This window comes from Halodesulfovibrio aestuarii DSM 17919 = ATCC 29578 (assembly GCF_000384815.1).
Classification (GTDB): Bacteria; Desulfobacterota; Desulfovibrionia; order Desulfovibrionales; family Desulfovibrionaceae; genus Halodesulfovibrio; species Halodesulfovibrio aestuarii.
Map to the genome: position 1 here is coordinate 44747 of NZ_ARQF01000019.1, position 21579 is coordinate 66325.

The following is a 21579-nucleotide window of genomic DNA, read 5'->3' on the forward strand; positions in this document are numbered from 1 at the left end:
ATGCGAAAAAGTAGGCACCCCCTCTTTAAAAATATCTTCTGGTGGCTCGGCTATACAGTCGCAGCTATCTGGATGCAGTTTACAATCGCAGGTGTGGATTTTTTCATGCCTGCGGTTATCTGCTCTATGCAGGAAGAAAATCCCCGCCAAACCTTCTGGCTCGTGACGATGTTCGCCCTCATTCAAGAAGGTACCGGTGCCATTGCCTTTGGCTCTTCTACACTCTGGTATTGCTCCGCACTGCTGCTTATGTACTATGGTCGATGGATGTTCGATGCGAACAACTTCTTCTTCATTGTACTGGTATCATGTGCACTCGGAGTCTGGAATGTCGGGCTTACCTTGCTGATGGCAAACTTACAATCATTCCAAGTTAATTTTCAACTCTTAGTCGCCGACAGCTGTCTGCTGGCCGGCATTATTCCTCTAGTATGGCTTTTCCTGTACTCACTACGGCAAGGATTCCTGCGTAATGTCAATGCAACTTGATCCAGAAGGCTACCAACCTCCCAAAACAGGATTATGGTTGTTGCAGGGGCTTGTGCTTCTGCTTTTTCTCATATTTCTGCTTAGATTCTGGTATCTTCAAATTCACCATGGCGAAGACTTTGCAAAAAAGTCCCGTGACAACCGGATTCGACAGGCACAAATTTATGCCCCTCGAGGTTTGTTGCGTGCCCGCGGCGGCGAATTACTTGCAGAAAACCGCCCAGCGTATGGTCTTGGCATTGTTCGTGAAGACGTAAAAGACATCGACACAACATTGAAGCAGATTAGCCTGTGGACAGGCGTCCCTCTGGAAAATATTGAAAAACGGTATAAGAAAGGTCGCTGGCGCACCAAAGCGTTTGAACCCCTTTTGCTTGTTCCTACCATTAATTTTTCCCAGCTAGCCACCATAGAAGCAAACTCCTTAGACTGGCCAGGCCTGGAGGTCATGACTCGACCTCAGCGGTATTACCCCGAAGGTGAACTCTTTGCGCATATCCTTGGCTATGTTTCTGAAGCTAACGAAAAAGAACTGGAAGCAAATAAAGCGTTGGACCTTGGTGATACCATAGGCAAACAAGGCCTTGAGCTCATCGAGGAAAATACGCTGAGAGGCACTAAGGGCTTGCGGCAAATGGAAGTTGACATATCCGGTCGCGAATACAACTCGCAAACACTGGAAGAGCCGTCAGCCGGTTCATCCGTTACCCTGTCTATTGACCTTGGCCTGCAACGCATGGCGGCTAACGAATTAAAAGATCAGGCTGGTTGTATCGTGGTAATGAACCCGGATACTGGAGAATTGTATGCGCTTGTCACCGCACCAAGTTATGACCCCAACGCATTCACACGCGGCCTGAGTCACAAAGAATGGGGAGAGCTGCGTGACAACCCTCAATTCCCACTTCAAAACCGGGTTATCCAATCCGTTTACCCTCCTGCATCCATCTGGAAGCTGCTCATGGCAGGCCTGTACCTGCAGGAAGGCATTGACCCTAATGAAACTATCAACTGCAACGGCAAATACAAGCTGGGCAACCATACATTCCGTTGTTGGAAAAAATGGGGACATGGCCAGGAAAATTTAACCGAAGCACTGATACACTCATGCGATGTATATTTTTATGAAATGGGTCAGCGCATCGGCATTGATAAGATCGAGGCCTTCGCCCGTAAAAACGGATTTGGTTCACAAACCGGCATTGACCTGCCGCACGAACGCTCCGGTCTTGTCCCGTCCAAAGCGTGGAAACGCAAGCGTTTCAATCAGCCGTGGCAAGGCGGCGAAACGGTTATCACATCTATTGGTCAAGGATTTACGTTAGTTACCCCTGTCCAGATTGCCGTCTTTATATCTTCACTGCTTAATGAAAAAGGGGAACTGCTTAAGCCGAACCTCTTCAAAGGTACTCCCAAAACAGTCCGAGGGATATCACCTCTATCTAAAGATCAACGAGAATTCATTGTTAAAGCAATGCAGAAAACGGTAGAAGCCAAACACGGAACAGCACGCATTCTGCGTACGAAGCGTGCAATTGTTGGCGGCAAAACAGGGACGGCTCAGGTTACAAAGCTTAAACTTGATGCCAATGACAACCGCCTGAAAAACAAAGATCTTGAGTATTGGCAGCGAGACCATGCATGGATGGCAGCATGGTCAAAGTTCAATGGGAAAAAATACGTTGTTGTTACCATGGTTGAACACGGAGGCGGTGGTTCTTCTACTGCCGGTCCGATTATGCGCAATATCTTGAATTACATTTATGAGAATGACAAATGATTGCATTTGACAGACGCCTGCTTACACACATGAACTGGGGATTGCTTCTTATAACAATTCTCTTATTCGGCATTGGAGTCTTGAACCTTTACTCCGCAAGTGCGTTTATGTCTCAGGAAGGTATGGCTGTTACAGCGTATTACCAGAAGCAACTTGTATGGGGCATCATAGGCTTCGGTATCCTTATCTTATCCATACTCATCGATTATCGTCATTTAAAGAGCCTGGCATGGCCTATTTTCATCATAACCATCATCACACTCATTCTGGTACCCATCGCAGGTAAAACCATCTATGGTGCACGCCGCTGGCTTGATTTAGGTTTTTTTAACTTTCAACCGAGTGAACTGGCGAAAATTTCCACCATTGTCATCACAGCACGGCTTCTTGCCCGTTCTTCACATCCTCTGGACTGGAAAGAACTCTTCATTATGCTAGGGATCTGCTCCATTCCGGCTGCCCTCATTTTAATACAGCCGGATCTTGGTACAACACTGAACATGCTTTTAAATGTTGGTGGAATCATTCTATACCGAGGCCTGACACGCCGTGTTTTTAAAACATGCGCGATTCTAATCCCGTCGCTTGTTCCTGTAGGCTGGCTCTGTATGCTGGACTACCAGCGCCAACGCGTGCTCACATTTTTGAATCCGGGAGATGATCCTCTGGGAGCGGGCTACCAAATTATCCAGTCCCAAATTGCTATTGGTTCCGGCCAAATTACTGGGAAAGGCTTCCTTGGCGGCACTCAGTCGCAGTTGCGTTTTTTACCGGAAAAGCATACGGATTTTGCTATTGCTGTATTCGGGGAAGAATGGGGATTTATTGGCTGTCTTTTACTGCTGTCTCTATTCTGCCTCTTTTTACTGGCTATCTTTACCACCAGCAGAGATGCAAAAGACCGTTTCGGTTCTTTTTTATCCGCCGGCGTTTTCTTTTACTTCTTCTGGCAGTTCCTTATCAACATGGGAATGGTAATGGGGCTTATGCCGGTAGTTGGTATTCCACTACCTTTTATCAGCTACGGCGGTAGTGCTACAGTGGTAAACCTGTGCCTTATCGGCCTTGTATTGAATGTCTCGATGCGACGATTTGTTTTCAAAACAGATTAACCTGTTATATGATTTTTGATACGCAACGTGCGTGAGTAGAAAAGGAGTCTCCAATGGCTAAAGACGAAATCAACGCCTTTTTAGGGTCTGGAACCATTTACGAAGGCAAACTAAACTTTCAGGGTTCAGTACGCATCGACGGTAACTTTACCGGCGAAGTGTTCTCAGAGGGCACTCTGGTTGTAGGTAAAGATGCCAAAATGAAAGGCCAGATCCGTGTAAGCCAGATGATTCTTTCTGGAAACATCACAGGGGACGTCTACGCCACAGACCGTGTCGTGCTGCACAAAACAGCTAACCTCGTAGGCACCCTTCACACCCCTGCTCTTATTATGGAAGAAGGTGCAAAAGTGGAAGGTCAAATCTCCATGAACGGTGCTTCAGAAACTATCATTTCTGAGCCCGCTGCGTAATCCCTTATTCTTCTTAAAAAGTTGTAAACGAAAGACCGCCGAAAGGCGGTTTTTTTGTTTACGGTTACATTTTATAAAAAAACTCTTTCGCAACTTTTTATAACCTTTATATATTTCTTCATTTCTCCTTGTGCAATAATGCGCATCTGCGTAACTCATCAAACTCATATAGTTACGCTGATTAAACGCTGCTACTGCACGATTGTTTTTCTCATTAACGCACGATTATCAAGCTTTCCCGCGCGACTGTTTATTTACACAGTAACCCTTTTTTTTAAAAAAGGTTTTGACACAACATAGTGAATCAGCTAATTCGGAAAACGACTTTGAGCTTAAATTCACAACCTCACCAAGGGAGCAGGCATGATCGATTTGGATATTACGTTACTTATCCAATTGGTGAACTTCCTCATCGTGCTGGTTGGCTTGAACGCACTCCTGATCCGCCCCATCCGGGAGATTATCAAGCAACGCCAGGACAAAGTGTTAGGGTTGCTTGGCGACGCCGAACAGTTCGTCGAAGCCTCTGACTCCAAGATCAAGAACTACGAGAACGCTCTCGCTGAAGCGCGCAAAACAGCTGTTGTTGAACGCGAAAAAGTGAAAGAGACCGCTCTCGCTCAGGAAGCAGGTATTGTAGCCAAGGCAACCGCAGACGCCCAGGCATCTATCGCTGCATCCAGAGAGAAAGTCGCTACCGATGTAGCAAAAGCAATGGATAGTCTAAAAGGGCAAGTGGGCGCCCTCGCAGAAAAAACCATAGCCAAAGTACTCGGATAGCCGCGAAAGCGTTGAAGGAGGGTTCGCTTTGAAGAAGCTGAGAACTATAGTCGGTGCATCTGCGCTGGTACTGCTTATGGCAGGTGCAGCGTTTGCAAACACCGGCGAACATGGCTTACCGTGGGATAACTTCGCATACCGCGTAATTACCCTCGCAGTCGTACTCGGCGTCATCTGGTACGCAGGTGGAAGCAAGATAAAAGCCTTCTTTAATGGTCGCGCAAGCGGCATTGAAGAAGAGTTGATTTCTCTTGAAACCCGCAAAGCAGATGCAAAAGCCAAGCTAGCTGATGTAGAACAGCGCATTGCCAATATGGATGCAGAAGCCCAAAGCATTCTTGATGAATACCGTAAACAGGGTGAAGCAGCTAAAGCTGCTATCATTGAGCGCGCTGAGAAGTCCGCTATCCAGATTACGGAACAAGCAGGCAAAGCAGCTGAAAACGAAGTAAAGCAGGCGATGGAGCAGATGCGTGAAGAAATGGCCGATTTAGTTGCCGAAGCTGCAGAGCAGATGATTGCTAAAAAGCTCGACAAAAAAGGTCACGAAACACTCATCGATAAATACTTAACTAAGGTGGTGCTCAGTTGACCGGTAACATCATAGCAAGAAGATACGCCAGGGCGCTATTTTCTCTTGGCAAGAAGGCCGGCTCTGAAGAGCTCAAAGCCTTCGGCAAGGAGCTTGATGCACTGGCTGGAGTGATCAAGGGCACACCTGAGCTTGGTAAAATATTCCGGAATCCAATCATCTCTATTGATGAGAAAAAAGCAGTTATCACTGCCTTACTGGATAAAGGACAGGTAAGCGTTATTTTCCGCAACTTCTGCAATTTGCTCGCGGATAAAGATCGTCTTACTGCCATTCCGGAAATTCAAGCCTTTTACAATGTTCTGCTTGATGCCGACCAGGGAATTGTTCGCGGTGAACTTGTTACCGCAATTAAACTTCCTAAGGCCAAGTGCGATAAAGTAAAATCCCAATTGGAAAAACAGGCTGGCCAGAAGCTGTTCCTGTCTTTTAGCACCGACGAATCCATTCTTGGCGGCGTCGTTCTGAAAGTAGGCGACAAGGTACTCGACGCTAGCCTAAGAGCACAGCTGGGTATCTTGAAAGAAAACATCAAGAGGGGTGAGTAGGGCCATGCAGATTAAAGCAGAAGAAATCTCCCAAATTATTGAAAGCCAGATCGAGAATTACGAACAGCGTGTAGAAATGAGCGAAACCGGTACTGTACTGTATGTTGGTGACGGTATCGCTCGTGTATACGGTGTACGTAATGCTATGGCCATGGAGCTGCTGGAATTCCCAGGCGGCCTTATGGGCATGGTTCTTAACCTCGAAGAAGACAACGTTGGTGTTGCTCTTCTTGGCGACGACACAGGTGTAAAAGAAGGCGACACAGTAAAACGTACTGGTCAGATCTTCTCCGTACCGGTTGGTGACGAAGTTATGGGTCGTGTATTGAACCCACTTGGTCAGCCAATTGACGGTCTTGGTCCAGTTGAAGCTCCTCAGGTTCGTCCTGTTGAACTTAAAGCTCCTGGTATCATTGCACGTAAATCCGTTCACGAGCCAATGCCTACCGGTATTAAAGCTATTGACGCAATGACCCCAGTAGGTCGTGGTCAGCGTGAACTGGTTATCGGTGACCGTCAGGTTGGTAAAACAGCTGTATGTCTCGACGCTATTCTTGCACAGAAAAATACTGACATTCACTGCTTCTACGTAGCTATCGGTCAGAAAAAATCTACCGTTGCTCTTGTAGCAGATACCCTTAAGAAGCACGGCGCGATGGAATACACAACCATCATCTCTGCTACCGCTTCTGAGCCGGCACCATTGCAGTTTATTTCTGCATACACCGGCTGTACCATGGCTGAGCACTACCGTGACAACGGCAAGCACGCACTCATCGTTTACGATGATCTGTCCAAACAGGCTACTGCGTACCGCCAGATGTCTCTCTTGCTCCGTCGCCCTCCAGGACGTGAAGCGTTCCCGGGTGACGTATTCTACCTGCACTCCAGACTTCTTGAGCGTGCAGCTAAAGTTAACGACAATCTCGGTGCTGGTTCAATGACTGCTCTGCCTATCATTGAAACTCAGGCTGGCGACGTATCTGCATACATTCCTACCAACGTAATTTCCATTACTGACGGTCAGGTTTACCTTGAGCCAAACCTCTTCAACGCTGGTATCCGCCCTGCGATTAACGTAGGTCTTTCCGTATCCCGTGTTGGTGGTGCTGCTCAGATTAAGGCTATGAAGCAGGTTGCAGGTACAATGCGTCTTGATCTTGCTCAGTACCGTGAACTCGCAGCGTTTGCTCAGTTCGGTTCTGACCTTGATAAAGCAACACAGGCTAAACTGAATCGTGGTGCCCGTCTCGTTGAGCTGCTCAAACAGCCTCAGTACGAGCCAATGGAATTCTGCGAACAGATTTCGTCTATGTATGCTGCTACTCGTGGTTTCATGGATGACGTTGAAGTTGACAAGATTCGTGAATTCGAATCCGGCTTGCTTGACTTCCTGCGTTCTTCCAAGTCCGACATTCTTGCTGACCTCAAAGATCGTGCAGTCATTGACGACGATATTGAAGGCCGCCTGAAAGCCGCTATCGACGAGTTCAAAAAAAGCTTTAGCGCTTAAGGATTGGAGGTAGTTTATGCCTTCATTGAAAGATGTCCAACTACAGATTGCTGGGGTTAAGAAAACCAAGCAGATTACAAAAGCAATGAACATGGTTGCTTCTGCAAAACTGCGTGGTGCCCAGTCTCGTATCGAACGCTTCCGCCCTTATGCGGAAAAATTCTACGAGATGCTGGGTGATCTTGCCAGCAAGGCAGACGAGAATGCACATCCACTGCTTGAAGTCCGTGAGGAAATCAAAACTTGTGCGATTGTGCTCGCAACTTCCGACCGCGGACTCTGCGGCAGCTTTAATGCTGGCCTTATTTCTAAGGCTAACAAGCTTGCCAAAGCAAAGACCGCAGAAGGTAAAGAAGTTAAATTCTACTGCGTAGGTAAGAAAGGACGCGATTTTGCACACAAATCTGAGTTTGACCTTGTAAAAGGCTACCCGGATGTGATGGGCAATTTTGATTTCTCTCTTGCTAACGAGCTGGGAATGGAAGTTATCCATTCCTACCTCACCGGTGAATTTGATGAAGTTGTACTCATTTATGGCGAATTCGTAAGCATGGGGAAACAGATTCCTGTTGAACAACAGATTCTCCCTATGTCCTCTGAACATGCACCTGAGGTTGAAGAAGATGATACCTATGGTGTGAAAAAAGAGTTTATTTACGAACCAGCCGTAGAAGGTCTCCTTGCAGAGCTTCTGCCCCGCTTTATTAAGGTCCAGATTTACCGTGGTCTGCTTGACACTTCTGCATCTGAGCATGCAGCTCGTATGGCAGCTATGGATAATGCCACAAAGAACTGTGACGAAATGGTCGACAACCTGACACTTATCTACAACAAGACCCGTCAGGCTGCCATTACCAGTGACCTAATGGATATTGTCGGTGGCGCTGAAGCGCTGAAAGGATAAGTAAGGGAGCGAATAAGCTATGGCTAACGTAGGTAAAATCGTTCAGGTTATCGGCGCGGTTGTTGATATCGAGTTTGCCGATGGCAACCTGCCGAATATTCTGAATGCTGTTAAAATTGATAACCCGAATAACACCGACGCCCCTGTGCTCATCTGTGAAGTAGCACAGCATCTTGGCGACAACGTAGTTCGTACCATTGCGATGGACGCTACCGAAGGTCTTGTTCGTGGTATGGAAGCAACTGATACTGGCGCAGCTATTACTGTACCAGTTGGTGATGCTTCCCTTGGTCGCATCATGAACGTTGTTGGTGTACCAGTGGATGAAATGGGCCCTATTGACGCTAAAAAGCGTATGCCTATTCACCGCCCTGCTCCGTCTTTCACCGAGCAGGACACTAACGTTGAAGTTCTTGAAACCGGCATTAAAGTTGTAGACCTTCTCATTCCATTCCCTAAGGGTGGTAAAATGGGTCTCTTCGGTGGTGCGGGTGTAGGTAAAACAGTTATCCTCATGGAAATGATTAACAACATCGCAAAGCAGCACGGTGGTATCTCCGTATTCGCTGGTGTAGGTGAACGTACCCGTGAAGGTAACGACCTTTACCATGAAATGAAAGACGCGGGCGTTCTTGAGAAAGCCGCCCTCGTATATGGTCAGATGAACGAACCTCCAGGGGCACGTGCACGTGTTGCGCTTACTGCTCTTACCTGTGCGGAATACTACCGTGATGAAGAGAACCAGGACGTGCTTCTCTTCGTTGACAACATCTTCCGCTTTACTCAGGCTGGTTCCGAAGTATCTGCACTCCTCGGTCGTATGCCATCTGCGGTAGGTTACCAGCCTACTCTCGGTACTGACCTTGGTGGCCTCCAGGAACGTATTACATCCACAACCAAAGGTTCTATTACCTCTGTTCAGGCTGTATACGTACCTGCTGATGACTTGACTGACCCTGCTCCGGCAACCACATTCTCTCACCTTGACGGTACTCTCGTACTTTCCCGTCAGATTGCGGAACTGGGTATTTACCCAGCGGTAGATCCACTTGACTCTACCTCCCGTATTCTTGACCCGAACGTTGTAGGTGAAGAACACTACGCAATCGCTCGTGAAGTGCAGATGATTCTCCAGAAGTACAAAGATCTTCAGGACATCATCGCAATTCTCGGTATGGACGAACTCTCTGATGAAGACCAGCTCGTTGTAGCACGCGCTCGTCGTATTCAGCGTTTCCTTTCCCAGCCGTTCCACGTAGCGGAAGTATTTACCGGTACCCCTGGTGAATATGTTAAACTTGAAGACACCATCAAAGGCTTTAGAGGCATTCTTGACGGTGACTACGACCACATGGCCGAAAACGACTTCTACATGGTCGGCGGCATCGAAATGGCTATCGAGAAGTACAACCAGGGTCAGCAGGCTTAATCCCTAAAAGGAGCTGACTTATGGAAATTACACTTCGTCTCGAGATTGTTACGCCAGATCGGCTCGTACTTAGTGAAGATGTGGACTATGTAGGCGCACCTGGAATCAACGGTGAATTTGGTATCTTACCAAACCACATCCCGTTCCTTGCTGCCCTGCAAATCGGGCCTCTGCACTATAACGTTGGTGGACAGACACGCTACGTGTTTATCTCCGGCGGTTTTGCAGAAGTCTCCGAGAACAAGGTAACCATCCTTGCTGAGGCTGCTGAGCGTGCTGAAGATATCGATCTTGACCGTGCGCGTCAGGCTAAAGAGCGTGCTGAACAACGCATGTCCATGGAAATGGACTCTGTTGATTACGCTCGCGCCCGAGCAGCTCTTGCTCGTTCACTTCATCGCCTCAAACTGCTTGATTCTGAATAATATTCAGACGATCGCAATATTAAAAACAGGCTGTTTTCGGACAGCCTGTTTTTTTTGTTACCAACCATTTCATCTTACTGCGCCATAAAAAACATCCTCAAAACGCTCCTGCCTACGCCTCTTGCCCTCGTTCTTATCAGCATCTATTGTACGTTTCTACTAGACAAATCCCTGCTCCCACACGTACTACATAGGCGTTAGAAGTACTTGTTACCATGTTATCTCAGGAGTAAAAATGTCTGCCAGAGAAACAATCGGAGCGCTTGTGCTTGCTGCAGGTAAAGGTACCCGCATGCATTCTGACAAACCTAAAGTTCTACAGGAACTTTTAGGTGCACCAATGCTCCGTTATGTATATACCGCATTAGATCCGCTCTTCGGCGAAGGCATCTGGACTGTTATCGGCCATAAAGCAGAAATGGTCGAACAAGCATTCGCAGGCGAAGACCGTAACTTTATTCATCAAACCGAACAGCTCGGTACAGGACACGCATTACAGACAGCATGGGACGAACTCGTAGAGTCCGGTCTTACTCATGTTCTCGTTATTAATGGTGACACTCCGTTATTACCGCAGCCCCGGCTCATCAATTTTTTGAAAGAGTCTCTTACCAGTAACGCTGATATTGGTTTCATGACCCTTACCCTTCCACACCCCGGCTCGTTCGGCCGCGTTGTGCGTCATCTTGGAGATGTAGCAGCTATCATCGAAGCAAAAGACTACGACGAAGGCCTGCATGGTCCGGAACCCCGAGAAATTAACGCAGGCATCTACCTGCTCAATATTGCAAGTGTTACACCACTCCTCAAGCGGCTCAGCAATGAGAACAAGAGCGGTGAATATTATATCACAGATCTGATAGGATTTGCGGTTGAACAACAATTGACCGTTACCGGTGTAGACTGTGGGAACGACCCGCATCTGCTCGGTATTAACAATCCTGCAGAACTCGTACGTTCTGAGTCTCTACTCCGTGCCAATCTCGTTATGGAATGGCTGGATCAAGGTGTTACCATCCATGCGCCGGAATACGTGCGTCTTGGCCCAAGGGTAACACTTGAGCCGGGAGCAGTGCTGCATGGACCGTGTGAAATTTATGGAAAAACCCATGTATCACGCGGTGCTGAAATTTATTCTAACACTTGGATTAAAGATTCCAATTTAGCGGAAGGATGTGTTATTCATCCATTTAGTCACCTTGATGGCGCAACTGTCGGTAAAGACTGCTCAGCAGGTCCTTACGCACGACTTCGCCCGGGTGCTGTCATGGAACAAGGTGCCAAAGTTGGCAACTTTGTAGAAATGAAAAAATCCGTATTGGGAGTAGGCTCCAAAGCAAACCACTTCACTTACCTTGGTGACACCGAAGTAGGTACTGGTGTTAACATTGGCGCAGGTACAATTACTTGTAACTACGACGGTGTGAACAAGCACAAAACAACCATCGAAGATTACGCCTTCATTGGCTCAAACACCTCGCTGGTTGCTCCGGTTTGTGTAGGAAAAAATTCCCTTGTGGGAGCCGGCTCCGTTATAACTAAAGATATTCCTGAAAACTCTGTTGCTGTTGCTCGCAGCAGGCAAAAAAACTTGCCCAAAAAATGCTAGTATTGATTTCTGGTACCAAAAAGGATAGTTAAAGCTTATGGAACTTATAGACCGTTTAGAACAAAGATTGGAATCTCTTCTTGAAGAAGTTGAGACCCTTAAGAATGAAAACATTCAGCTTAAAGAAGAAGTTGAAGTAAGTCTTTCTGTGCTCGAAGAAGAGAACCGCACTTTGAAGGAAGAGCTGGAACGTGAACGTTCCACGAAAGATGCAGTTATGGGCCGCATTGACGGTCTGCTGTCCAGGCTTTCAAACTCTACAGACTCAATGTAATACGCTATGCGCAGCTTCACTCTGAAGATACTCGGCACTGAGGTCTCTTTCAAATCCGAAACAGATCATGACACTGTTGAACGAGCTAAAATTCTTGTAGAAGATCGCTATAGCGCGCTCTACAGTCCGGGTATGCCGATAAGCAAGGAAAAGTTGCTCACCTTCCTTGTTTTAGGACTTGCAGATGATTATTTACAAACATCAGACAAGCTGCTGGCGCTTGAACAACGATTAGAACGATTAGCAACGAGAGTGGAAAGCTGCGCAGATAATGACGCAGCATCGCAGGAATAAGCTGCCTTAAATTGGCATATGTTCCTGCTTGTAGTAGACCATACTGTATTACTACAATGCAGACAGTCGGGGCTTTTTTCACTCTCACTTTATATATAAAGGCACATTTGTGCTCTAAACTACTACACATCGCAGATTCAGCAAATCTGTGTGTAATAACGGGAGAAAAGGTATGAGTCTGATCTCATTCGGACTCGTCCTTGTTGGTGCTGTTATTGGAGCTGGCTCCGGATACGCACTGCATAAAGTTGTTTCCTCTAAGCGATTGGGTGACGCGAAGGAACTATCCACACGCATCATTGAAGAGGCTCGCAAGGAAGCACAGGCTCAAAAGAAAGAAATCATTCTTCAGGGTCAGGACGAGATCTATAAACAAAAACGTGAAATTGACCGTGATTTTAAAGACCGTGAGAATGAAACCAAAGCTCGCGACCGTAAAATTCAGGAACTCAGTGAACGTGTAGAACGTAAACGCGAACAGGCTAACCAGAAAGAGCAGGAATTGCTTTCTCTGGAAAAAGACCTCACCCGCAAAGAACGTAAAATCGAAGACAAAATTGCCCTGCTCGACTCCAAACTTGATGAGCAGGAATTGAAATTACAAGAAGTATCTGGACTTACCATCGAAGAAGCAAAAGAACGCCTCTTCAACGAAGTGGAAGCACGCACTAAGCACGAAGCCGCTAAAATGGTTCGCCAGATTGAAATGGAAGCAAAAGAGACTGCTAACCGCAAATCTCAGCATATTATTGCTACTGCTATCCAGCGCTACGCAGGTGACTATGTTGGTGAACAAACTGTCACCGCAGTAACCCTGCCAAGCGAAGATATGAAAGGACGCATCATTGGCCGTGAAGGGCGTAACATTCGCGCTATCGAAGCAGCCACCGGTGTTGATCTCATTATTGATGATACCCCAGAAACAGTCATCCTCTCTGCATACAGCCCGCTGCGTCGCCAGATTGCGAAAATGGCGCTCGAACGTCTTATCAGTGACGGCCGTATCCACCCAGCACGCATCGAAGATGTTGTACGCAAGGTGCAGGAAGAGCTGGAAGTTCAGCTTCGTGAAGTAGGTGAGCAGGCTACTTTCGACGCTGGTGTTCACGGTATCCATCCAGAGCTTATCAAGTTCCTCGGTCAGCTTAAATACCGCACAAGTTTCTCCCAAAACGTGTTGCAACACTCTCTGGAAGTCTCTTCTCTCTGTGGCATGATGGCTGCTGAACTTGGCCTTGATATTAAAAAGGCTAAGCGTGCAGGCTTACTGCATGACCTTGGTAAAGCTGTTGACCATGAAGTTGAAGGCCCGCACGCACTTATCGGTGCTGATCTGGCTAAAAAATACGGTGAGGCTAAAGACATTGTGCATGCAATTGCAGCGCACCATGAAGATACCCCGCCAACCACTGCTCTTGCAGTTCTCGTTCAAGCTGCGGATTCTCTGTCCGGTGCTCGTCCAGGAGCTCGTAAAGAACTCCTTGAGAACTATGTTAAACGCCTTGAAGAACTTGAAGGCATTGCAACAGCATTTGACGGCGTAGCCAAAGCATACGCTATTCAGGCTGGTCGCGAAATCCGCGTTATGGTTAATTCCGACAACGTTGATGACGATTCAACCTACCTGCTCTGTAAAGAGATTGCTGATAAGATTGAAAATAATCTTACCTACCCGGGTCAGATTCGCGTTACTGTAATTCGCGAACGTCGCGCAGTAGGCTTTGCAAAATAGCAAAAAATTCTTTTGTGAATGCAAGAAAGACCGCACATTGTGCGGTCTTTTTTTATACCAAGTACGAGCATGATAATGCACACCTCAGACGAGTTTTTTGCACCTCCAATGGAAGAGATTACCATACGTGATCATTGGATTCTCAAGAACAGCCTCCTGACGCAAAAAACAGCGGAAAAGACACTTCCCTGCCGTGGATTTCTTCGGATAACTCTATTTGCGCTTTGCTGATTATTTCGTTTTTAGCTACAAACTCACTGTTCAACCAAAGAAAAAAGAGTTTTCCTTCACATGCCGCTGTTGAGAATGTAGTATTGATTGAGTCAGTTATTTATCTTTTTTCAGCTTTCTAATCACGGTTGCCGACTATGTTACCAACACTCCTTGTTCATCCAGATCCGGAAATCCGCACACAGCTCCGAAATTTTTTCGAACCTGTTGATTTCGTACGTATAGTGGGCGAGGCCGTGCATGTGGACGAAGCACTGGAATTGCTCGGTGCCATTGAGTACGCTGTTCTGGTCGTGGCGGTTTCCATAAAAGAGCCTCACGACGGTTTTGAACTCACACGACGACTCCGCGGACGCACCAAACAGCCTGCTCTCATTTTTCTTGCAGACAATGAGGATGATGCCTTTACCGCGTTTGAACTTGACGCCACTGATTACCTCATTTTTCCTTGTACACAGGAACGATTCGCACGTTCTGTTACCCGCCTTGAACAATTCAAAATGCATTTCAACCTTGCACAAGAGCCTTCTACACAATGGCAGGAGTCAACAACCAGAAATACATCCGGCTCAAGGCAAGAAGAACCCGAACAAACTCTGCAACTCCCGTTGGAAGAGGAAGAGCAAGAGCAGTTCCTCCATGCCCTCCGACAAGCATGGGAATTTACAGAAAAATTTCGCCCTGCTGAAATTGAAAAGCTTGCAATTACTTCCGGTGGGCGCACCATGCTATTGCCGTACCACGAGATTATCTTTATCGAAGCCAGTGAAGACTACACCTATGTTCATACAGCTTCAGAAAAGCATCTGACTTCGTACAGATTGAAAATTCTTGAAGCCAGACTGCGGCCGCATAATTTTTTCCGAGCACACCGAAAATTTCTTGTAAATCTGGACATGGTTACCGAAATCGCTTCGCTTCCCGGTTCAAACTTTATGCTGCGAACTGCAGGACGCACCCGCATCGAAATTCCTATCAGCCGCAGGCGGTTAGGTGAACTCAAACAAGTTCTGGGGCTATAGCATGACAGACAACACACAACAAACCTCCAACGGCACTGTTGAATCACTTTTAACGGAACAACGTGTTTTCCGTCCTTTGCCGCGTGTTATTGCAGATTCTGCTGTAAACCCTGCCGATCTTAAACATGCTCACGATAGAGCACACGCCAATCGTTTAGCCTACTGGGAAGATGCGGCTGAACGCCTTCAGTGGTACCGCCGTTGGGACACCGTACTTAACAATACTGATGCCCCCTTCTATAAATGGTTTTACGGCGCACGTTGCAATATTGTTCACAATGCACTCGACAGGCACATAACATCTCCCAACCGCAACAAGCTTGCACTTATCTGGGAAGGAGAGCCGGGTGATACAAGACGACTCACATATTTTGAACTCTACAGAGAAGTAAACAAATGCGCTAATGCACTGCGCGAACTCGGCGTCTCCAAAGGAGACAGAGTTGTTATCTATCTCCCGTCGCTACCGGAAACAGTGGTCTCCATGCTTGCAGCTGCTAAAATCGGCGCAATTCACAGTGTCGTGTTTGCAGGTTTTTCCGCCAATGCCCTCGCCGAACGCATTGAAGATGCGAAACCGAAAATTATTATCACGGTTGATGCCTTCTATCGTAATGGTCGTATTCTAACACTAAAACCACTCGTAGATGAGGCACTGGAACAAACTATACATTCCGTAGACCACACCATTGTTGTACACCGCACTCATGTTACCGTCCCCATGGACGCCAAAAAAGATCTCTGGTGGCACGACATCATGCGTGAAAAATCATACGAGTCCATAACAGAGAGCATGGACGCCACCGACCCGCTTTTTATGCTCTACACTTCCGGTACAACAGACAAGCCCAAAGGCGTAGTACACTCACATGGTGGTTACATGGTCGGTGTCCATCACACGTTCACACAGGTTTTCGACAATAATGCCACTGATATTTTCTGGTGTACTGCCGATGTCGGCTGGATTACGGGGCACTCTTATGTCGTCTACGGCCCGCTTATGGCAGGTACCACGACATTTATGTATGAAGGGCATCCGCTTTATCCGGAAGCAGGAAGATTATGGTCTGTCGTGGAACGATGGGGAATTTCTGTACTCTATACAGTGCCTACACTTATCCGTATGCTTATGCGTTTCGGAGAAGAATATGCCCAGCGGCATGATCTGAGCACATTGCGTCTGCTCGGCACTGTAGGTGAACCTATTTCACCGGAAGCATGGGTCTGGTTCCATAAGCACATAGGTAGAGGGAAATGCCCACTGCTGGATACATGGTGGCAGACAGAAACGGGGATGATAATGATTTCCCCCTACCCGATTTCCGTTCTTAAACCGGGTTCTGTAGCTCGCCCGCTGCCAGCAATTGATATTGATATTGTTGATGATGACGGCAACACAGTCCCGACAGGTAAAGGCGGCTATCTAATCATCAAACAACCTTGGCCTGCCATGATTACGACCTTATTCAACGATGATCAGGCGTACATAGATACTTATTGGTCACACTTCCCCGGCTATTATTGCTCCGGAGATATTGCCCGGAAGGACGAGGACGGATACATCTGGCTACAGGGTCGTGCAGATGATGTTATTATGATTTCAGGGCATCGATTCGGTACCGCTGAATTTGAAGCAGCTCTCGCAACGCACCCACTGGTTGCAGAATGTGCTGTCATTGGTATTCCTGATCCTATACGCGGCGAAGTGGCAAAAGCATTTGTCGTCTTGAAAGAACAGACTGACGCAATGTACTTTATGGACGAGGAAGACGAGACGGAACAGCAACTTATTGAGCACACTCGAGCAGAATTAGGGTCGATCGCAGTTCTTGGTTCTGTGGAGATCCGTGATGCGCTACCGCGTAACCGAAGCGGTAAAATCATGCGCAGGCTACTGCGTGCTGAAATAACCGGTGGAGACATTGGTGATACCAGCACCTTGGAAGAAGACCCGTTCTGGGCAACTATAAAGTAGGACGAAATGGCATTAAAAATAGCAGTACTTGCGTCTGGATCAGGCTCCAATCTACAATCCATTATTGATGCCGTTGAGCGCGGTTCGTTAAAAGCAGATATACGTCTGGTACTATGCAACCGAAGTGATGCCTATGCACTCGAACGCGCCAAAAAAGCCGGAATTCCCACAACAACGATTCTCCATGCCGACTACAAAAGCAGGGAAACATTTGATGCGGCTATGATTGAACAACTGCAAGCTGCTGATATTGATATTGTTGTTCTCGCAGGTTTTATGCGCATATTAACTCCTTTGTTCATTCAAACATTTGCAGGACGCATTATTAATATCCACCCTGCGTTGCTGCCTTCATTTAAAGGAGCACACGGCATTACGGACGCTGTTAAGTACGGTGTAACACTGGCAGGATGTACAGTACATTTCGTTGATGAAATCATGGATAATGGTGCTATTATTGCTCAAGCAGTGGTACCCTTTACATCTGAAGAACCAGTAGAAGTTGTGCAAAATCGAGTTCTTAAGCTTGAGCACCGCATTTACCCGCAAGTGCTACAATGGATTTCCACAGGACGTGTAACTCTGAACGGACGTAAAGTTTTTGTGCAGGACATCGGATTACCCAAAGTGCCCTCTGACGGTAGCTTTATCGTTTCACCTCAATTAGAAGATGGATTTTAGGTAATGAAAACAGGGCGAGTGAATCTGGCTTCAGTGAATCTTAATTTGCTTGTTGCGCTTAAAGCACTGCTTGATGAAGGCAATGTTACCCGTGCAGCAAGTCGCTTAAATATTACACAAAGCGGTATGAGTAAAAACCTGAGGAATCTTCGGGAACTCTTCGATGACCCACTTCTCGTCCGCAGTGGAAACAACTTTGCTCTCACAGAACGCGCCATTGAGCTAAATCAGGATCTGGAACGCATTCTTGGTGAGGTAACCGAACTACTTGACCGCAGCAGCTTCGAGCCAGCGGAATGTGACCGAACCTTTACCTTTGCTACATCAGACTATGTGGCAGAATACATCTTTCCCAAGGTATTAGAAAACTACCTGAAAGTTGCTCCAAATATATCCATCAGACTCGAGATAGCGGACAGTTCAACAATCAGTAAATTATCGAATGGTTCCTACGATCTCATTACTTCCATGCTTGATTCACAATATCAGGGTTTGCATCACCTCGTTATCGGACGAGATCAGTTTGCATGTTGCATGCGTAAAAATCATCCTCTAATGCTCCGCGGTGGAGGGATTTCTCTCAACGAATACTGTACACTTGATCATGCTATCATTACGGGTGGCGGCGACAAGGTACAAGTTATAGACGCAGAACTGGCTAAAATTGGACAACGGCGGACAATACGTTTTGCAGCTCCACTCTTCACGACAGTCTGTAAAGTTGTAAGCGGTTCTGATATGATTGCGACTATGCCGAGCCATATCGCGAGCAATCTTGCACCGGAGTTCGGTCTTTCATGGTGTGCTCTCCCCTTCTATGTTGAGTCGTTTGACTACACCATTGCGTGGCATGAGCGACATCACCATGATGCCTCACACATTTGGTTCCGGAATACAATGCAGCAGCTTGTTCAAGCCAGTCTTTACAGCTACATGGCACAGGAATCGACGAGCAACGTTTTGTGCGTACTATAGCGGAGAAAAGTATGAATAATGAAAATGCAGACGTACGTAGTCTTTCCTTATCTAAGGCAGACAAAGACTATTTGAAAAAACTCGTGCAGTGGAGCATTACCACATATTTTGAAGGAGCACATACTCTTGATGATAAGGTTGTCCCTAAGCCGCAAAACAAGCTGCTGACGCAAGAGCTTGGGGCCTTTGTCACGCTTAAAAAAAATGACACGCTGCGTGGTTGCATTGGTAATGTCGTCGGGCAAGGCCCATTATACCTTACAGTTGCCCGCATGGCACGCGCTGCAGCATTTGAAGACCCTCGCTTTCCCCAAGTATCAGAATCGGAATTTGCAGAGCTTTCTGTAGAAATATCCATCATGGGACCAATCACCATCTGTCCGGATACCAATCGTATAGAAATCGGAATCCACGGGCTTATCATACGACACGGAGCATACTCCGGCCTTTTGCTCCCGCAGGTTGCAAAAGAATGGCACTGGGATCGCAAAACATTTCTTGAACAAACCTGCATCAAGGCTGGACTCAAACCAAACATGTGGGAACATCCCTCCACAAAAATTTATTGGTTTGAAGCCTATGTCTTCTAACCCCTACCTACACAACACTCTTTAATTTATACATTTTTATCTGATCTACAAATATCTTGCTTGCGCGGACAAACAATATCTTGCATTATTGCTTCCCGCACTTAACTATGCGTAACCATCTACACATTTTTTGCATGATATTCTGGAGAGCCAACCATGTCCGACGCAGATCGCCGCAGAATGTATATTTTTCTGCTTGTTATGACCATTGCTGTTGCAGCGGGTTTTCAAGCATGGCGTACCCTTTACAACAACTTTGCTGTTGATATTGTTGGTCTGACTGGTCAACAAATCGGCCTCATTCAATCCGTTCGTGAAGTACCTGGGTTTCTTGCTCTTCTCGTCATCTACCTATTGCTCTTCATTACAGAACACCGCCTCGCAGCAGTCTCTATAATTATCCTCGGTTTTGGTGTCGGGCTGACGGGCTTTTTACCTACATATCAAGGACTCATTATTACAACGCTTATAATGAGCTTCGGTATGCATTACTACGAGACAGTCAACCAATCCCTTACTCTACAATATTTCGACTTAAAAGAAGCACCTGTTATTATGGGGAGACTCCGTGCAATGGGGTCGGCAACTAACCTTGTTGTCGGTGGTGTAATATTTCTGTTGAGTATGATACTTAATTTTCAGCAACTGTTTTTACTCTTCGGTAGTATTGTGATTCTGGCAGCCCTCTGGTGTTTAACGCAAAATCCAACGGCTGCTAACGTTCCTCCACAGAATAAAAAAATGGTTCTGCGCTGGCGCTACTGGCTCTTCTACCTGCTCAACTTTTTTGCAGGTGCCCGCCGACAAATATTTGTGGCATTTGCCGTGTTCCTTATGGTGGAAAAATTTCACTATTCCATACAGGAAATCACCTTGCTCTTCATAATTAATAACGTCATAAACTGGTGGCTTTCTCCAGCCATAGGCAGGGCCATCAACAAATTCGGAGAACGCAAAGTCCTTTCACTGGAATACGCAGCTATGATTTTTATTTTCACTTCGTATGCGTATGTTGACTCTAAATTGCTTGTTGCCTTCCTGTATGTACTCGATCACATTTTCTACAATTTTTCTCCGGCAATTAGATCCTACTTCCAAAAAATTGCGGATCCGACCGATATTGCCCCTTCCATGGCAGTTAGCTTTACCATAAACCATATTGCTGCCGTTGTTATTCCTGTCTGTGGCGGCATATTATGGATGGTAGACTATAAGATTCCATTCATTGCTGCTGCAGGGCTGGCCTTTATTTCTCTTATTTTCGTGCAATGTATCAGCACACCGGATCAGGACTAACCCACGAACACTCTGACAAAATCTACGACACGTACCATGTGCCACGGAACGTCATTCTACATCGCGAAACGACATAAGGAGAACAAAGTGAAAAAACTACTCTGCTTCGTACTCATTTGCATTACATGCGCTGCAGTTCCTGCATTCGCAAAAGAAGCTCCAAAACAAACAAAAGCAACGCAGGTTAGCGACCCTAAAGCCGATACTCCTGCCGTGCTTACCTCACGCACTACTCCTATTTTTATTGGACAACAGGGGGCAGACAATCTTGGCTCCATGCTGGCATTTGAACTCAAAAGTGCCTGCAACACATCCAGTCTGTTTAAAATGACAAACGAAGATGTGCCAAAAATTACAGTTATGATTACTACTATGTCAGAATTTTCAGACCGTCCTAAAATCGGTTCTGTATACAGCATTGTGTGGGTATTTTCTGAAGACGCCAACAACCTGAAATATTACCTTGCTCAGGATACTGGAATTGTGACAGCAGACAATGTTACTATGCTCGCAACCTCCATAGCAAACAAAACAGATCAAATTGCTTTGCAATACGGGTACTTGTTTGAATAAATCCACATTCTGTTAACAAGTTCTCTTCTGCATAGATAAAGGCAAACCAGTACTAAACTGCCTTTAGTCGTTACGTATGCTCCAATTCAATGAATAAATACAACAGTACAAATAAAAGCCAAGATCGCACTATGCTGACAGCATGTATGATCTTGGCTTTTTTATAAAATACCAGTCAGCCATAACTAATACCACGAGTCTTATTGTTATAAATCTCACGGCAATAAATTTTTCACTGATCTTCTTGCTGTCATCCTCAGTTATCTATGGTTATCTTTTTCATATACAAATAATTATATTCAACAAAATAAGTATGTAACGAGTTATTTTTTTTCAAAGTGT

Annotated in this window: 22 protein-coding genes; all 22 read left to right on the forward strand. The window is 46.3% G+C overall.

Annotation, left to right across the window (positions count from 1 at the left end; all coding sequences use genetic code 11):
- The 22 genes from F461_RS0104225 to F461_RS0104335 all read left to right on the forward strand — a co-directional run bounded on the left by F461_RS0104225 (window position 1) and on the right by F461_RS0104335 (window position 21237).
- Window positions 1–489 (forward strand): hypothetical protein, encoded by a 489-nt coding sequence (locus tag F461_RS0104225; RefSeq protein WP_019999910.1) that lies wholly within the window; start codon window positions 1–3, stop codon window positions 487–489.
- On the forward strand, window positions 473–2269 hold the full coding sequence (gene mrdA / locus F461_RS0104230) for a penicillin-binding protein 2 (RefSeq protein ID WP_019999911.1): 1797 nt from the start codon (window positions 473–475) through the stop codon (window positions 2267–2269). Before F461_RS0104225 ends, mrdA begins: the two co-directional genes overlap by 17 nt.
- Window positions 2266–3381: a rod shape-determining protein RodA gene (gene rodA / locus F461_RS0104235; RefSeq protein ID WP_019999912.1), complete on the forward strand. Its 1116-nt coding sequence runs from the start codon at window positions 2266–2268 to the stop codon at window positions 3379–3381. Before mrdA ends, rodA begins: the two co-directional genes overlap by 4 nt.
- Before the next feature lie 53 nt (window positions 3382–3434).
- Complete coding sequence (locus tag F461_RS0104240) at window positions 3435–3794, forward strand: bactofilin family protein (protein ID WP_019999913.1); 360 nt, start codon at window positions 3435–3437, stop codon at window positions 3792–3794.
- A gap of 363 nt (window positions 3795–4157) precedes the next feature.
- Window positions 4158–4574 carry a F0F1 ATP synthase subunit B gene (locus F461_RS0104245; protein WP_019999914.1) on the forward strand — a complete coding sequence of 139 codons (417 nt, stop codon included), beginning with the start codon at window positions 4158–4160 and terminating at the stop codon, window positions 4572–4574.
- Between the two features lie 28 nt (window positions 4575–4602).
- Entirely contained in the window at window positions 4603–5166 is a 564-nt protein-coding gene (locus tag F461_RS0104250) for a F0F1 ATP synthase subunit B (RefSeq protein ID WP_019999915.1), read from the forward strand.
- On the forward strand, window positions 5163–5714 hold the full coding sequence (gene atpH / locus F461_RS0104255) for an ATP synthase F1 subunit delta (protein ID WP_019999916.1): 552 nt from the start codon (window positions 5163–5165) through the stop codon (window positions 5712–5714). The genes F461_RS0104250 and atpH overlap by 4 nt, the downstream gene beginning before the upstream one ends.
- 4 nt (window positions 5715–5718) lie before the next feature.
- Window positions 5719–7227, forward strand: a complete 1509-nt coding sequence (atpA, locus tag F461_RS0104260; RefSeq protein ID WP_019999917.1) for a F0F1 ATP synthase subunit alpha — start codon at window positions 5719–5721, stop codon at window positions 7225–7227.
- A 16-nt stretch (window positions 7228–7243) separates the two neighbouring features.
- Window positions 7244–8131 carry a F0F1 ATP synthase subunit gamma gene (locus F461_RS0104265; RefSeq protein WP_019999918.1) on the forward strand — a complete coding sequence of 296 codons (888 nt, stop codon included), beginning with the start codon at window positions 7244–7246 and terminating at the stop codon, window positions 8129–8131.
- Between the two features lie 19 nt (window positions 8132–8150).
- A complete protein-coding gene (gene atpD / locus F461_RS0104270; protein WP_019999919.1) occupies window positions 8151–9560 on the forward strand; it encodes a F0F1 ATP synthase subunit beta in 1410 nt (469 codons plus the stop codon).
- 20 nt (window positions 9561–9580) lie between these two features.
- Entirely contained in the window at window positions 9581–9985 is a 405-nt protein-coding gene (locus tag F461_RS0104275; protein WP_019999920.1) for a F0F1 ATP synthase subunit epsilon, read from the forward strand.
- 235 nt (window positions 9986–10220) lie between these two features.
- Window positions 10221–11594, forward strand: a complete 1374-nt coding sequence (gene glmU / locus F461_RS0104280) for a bifunctional UDP-N-acetylglucosamine diphosphorylase/glucosamine-1-phosphate N-acetyltransferase GlmU (protein ID WP_019999921.1) — start codon at window positions 10221–10223, stop codon at window positions 11592–11594.
- A gap of 37 nt (window positions 11595–11631) precedes the next feature.
- Complete coding sequence (locus F461_RS0104285; RefSeq protein ID WP_019999922.1) at window positions 11632–11868, forward strand: cell division protein ZapB; 237 nt, start codon at window positions 11632–11634, stop codon at window positions 11866–11868.
- 6 nt (window positions 11869–11874) lie between these two features.
- Window positions 11875–12162, forward strand: a complete 288-nt coding sequence (locus F461_RS0104290) for a cell division protein ZapA (RefSeq protein ID WP_019999923.1) — start codon at window positions 11875–11877, stop codon at window positions 12160–12162.
- A 172-nt stretch (window positions 12163–12334) separates the two neighbouring features.
- The gene (gene rny / locus F461_RS0104295; protein ID WP_019999924.1) at window positions 12335–13894 is read left to right on the forward strand and encodes a ribonuclease Y; all 1560 of its coding nucleotides are present in this window, start codon (window positions 12335–12337) and stop codon (window positions 13892–13894) included.
- Window positions 13895–14262: 368 nt separating this feature from the next.
- The gene (locus F461_RS0104305; protein WP_019999926.1) at window positions 14263–15147 is read left to right on the forward strand and encodes a LytR/AlgR family response regulator transcription factor; all 885 of its coding nucleotides are present in this window, start codon (window positions 14263–14265) and stop codon (window positions 15145–15147) included.
- A gap of 1 nt (window position 15148) precedes the next feature.
- Window positions 15149–17122, forward strand: a complete 1974-nt coding sequence (gene acs / locus F461_RS0104310; RefSeq protein WP_019999927.1) for an acetate--CoA ligase — start codon at window positions 15149–15151, stop codon at window positions 17120–17122.
- A gap of 6 nt (window positions 17123–17128) precedes the next feature.
- Complete coding sequence (gene purN / locus F461_RS0104315; protein WP_019999928.1) at window positions 17129–17803, forward strand: phosphoribosylglycinamide formyltransferase; 675 nt, start codon at window positions 17129–17131, stop codon at window positions 17801–17803.
- Window positions 17804–17806: 3 nt separating this feature from the next.
- Complete coding sequence (locus tag F461_RS0104320; protein WP_019999929.1) at window positions 17807–18778, forward strand: LysR family transcriptional regulator; 972 nt, start codon at window positions 17807–17809, stop codon at window positions 18776–18778.
- Window positions 18779–18789: 11 nt separating this feature from the next.
- A complete protein-coding gene (gene amrA, locus F461_RS0104325; protein ID WP_019999930.1) occupies window positions 18790–19368 on the forward strand; it encodes an AmmeMemoRadiSam system protein A in 579 nt (192 codons plus the stop codon).
- Window positions 19369–19524: 156 nt separating this feature from the next.
- Window positions 19525–20664, forward strand: coding sequence for an MFS transporter (locus F461_RS0104330; protein WP_019999931.1), 1140 nt, complete (start codon window positions 19525–19527; stop codon window positions 20662–20664).
- An 87-nt stretch (window positions 20665–20751) separates the two neighbouring features.
- The gene (locus tag F461_RS0104335; protein WP_019999932.1) at window positions 20752–21237 is read left to right on the forward strand and encodes a hypothetical protein; all 486 of its coding nucleotides are present in this window, start codon (window positions 20752–20754) and stop codon (window positions 21235–21237) included.
- Window positions 21238–21579: the final 342 nt, after the last annotated feature.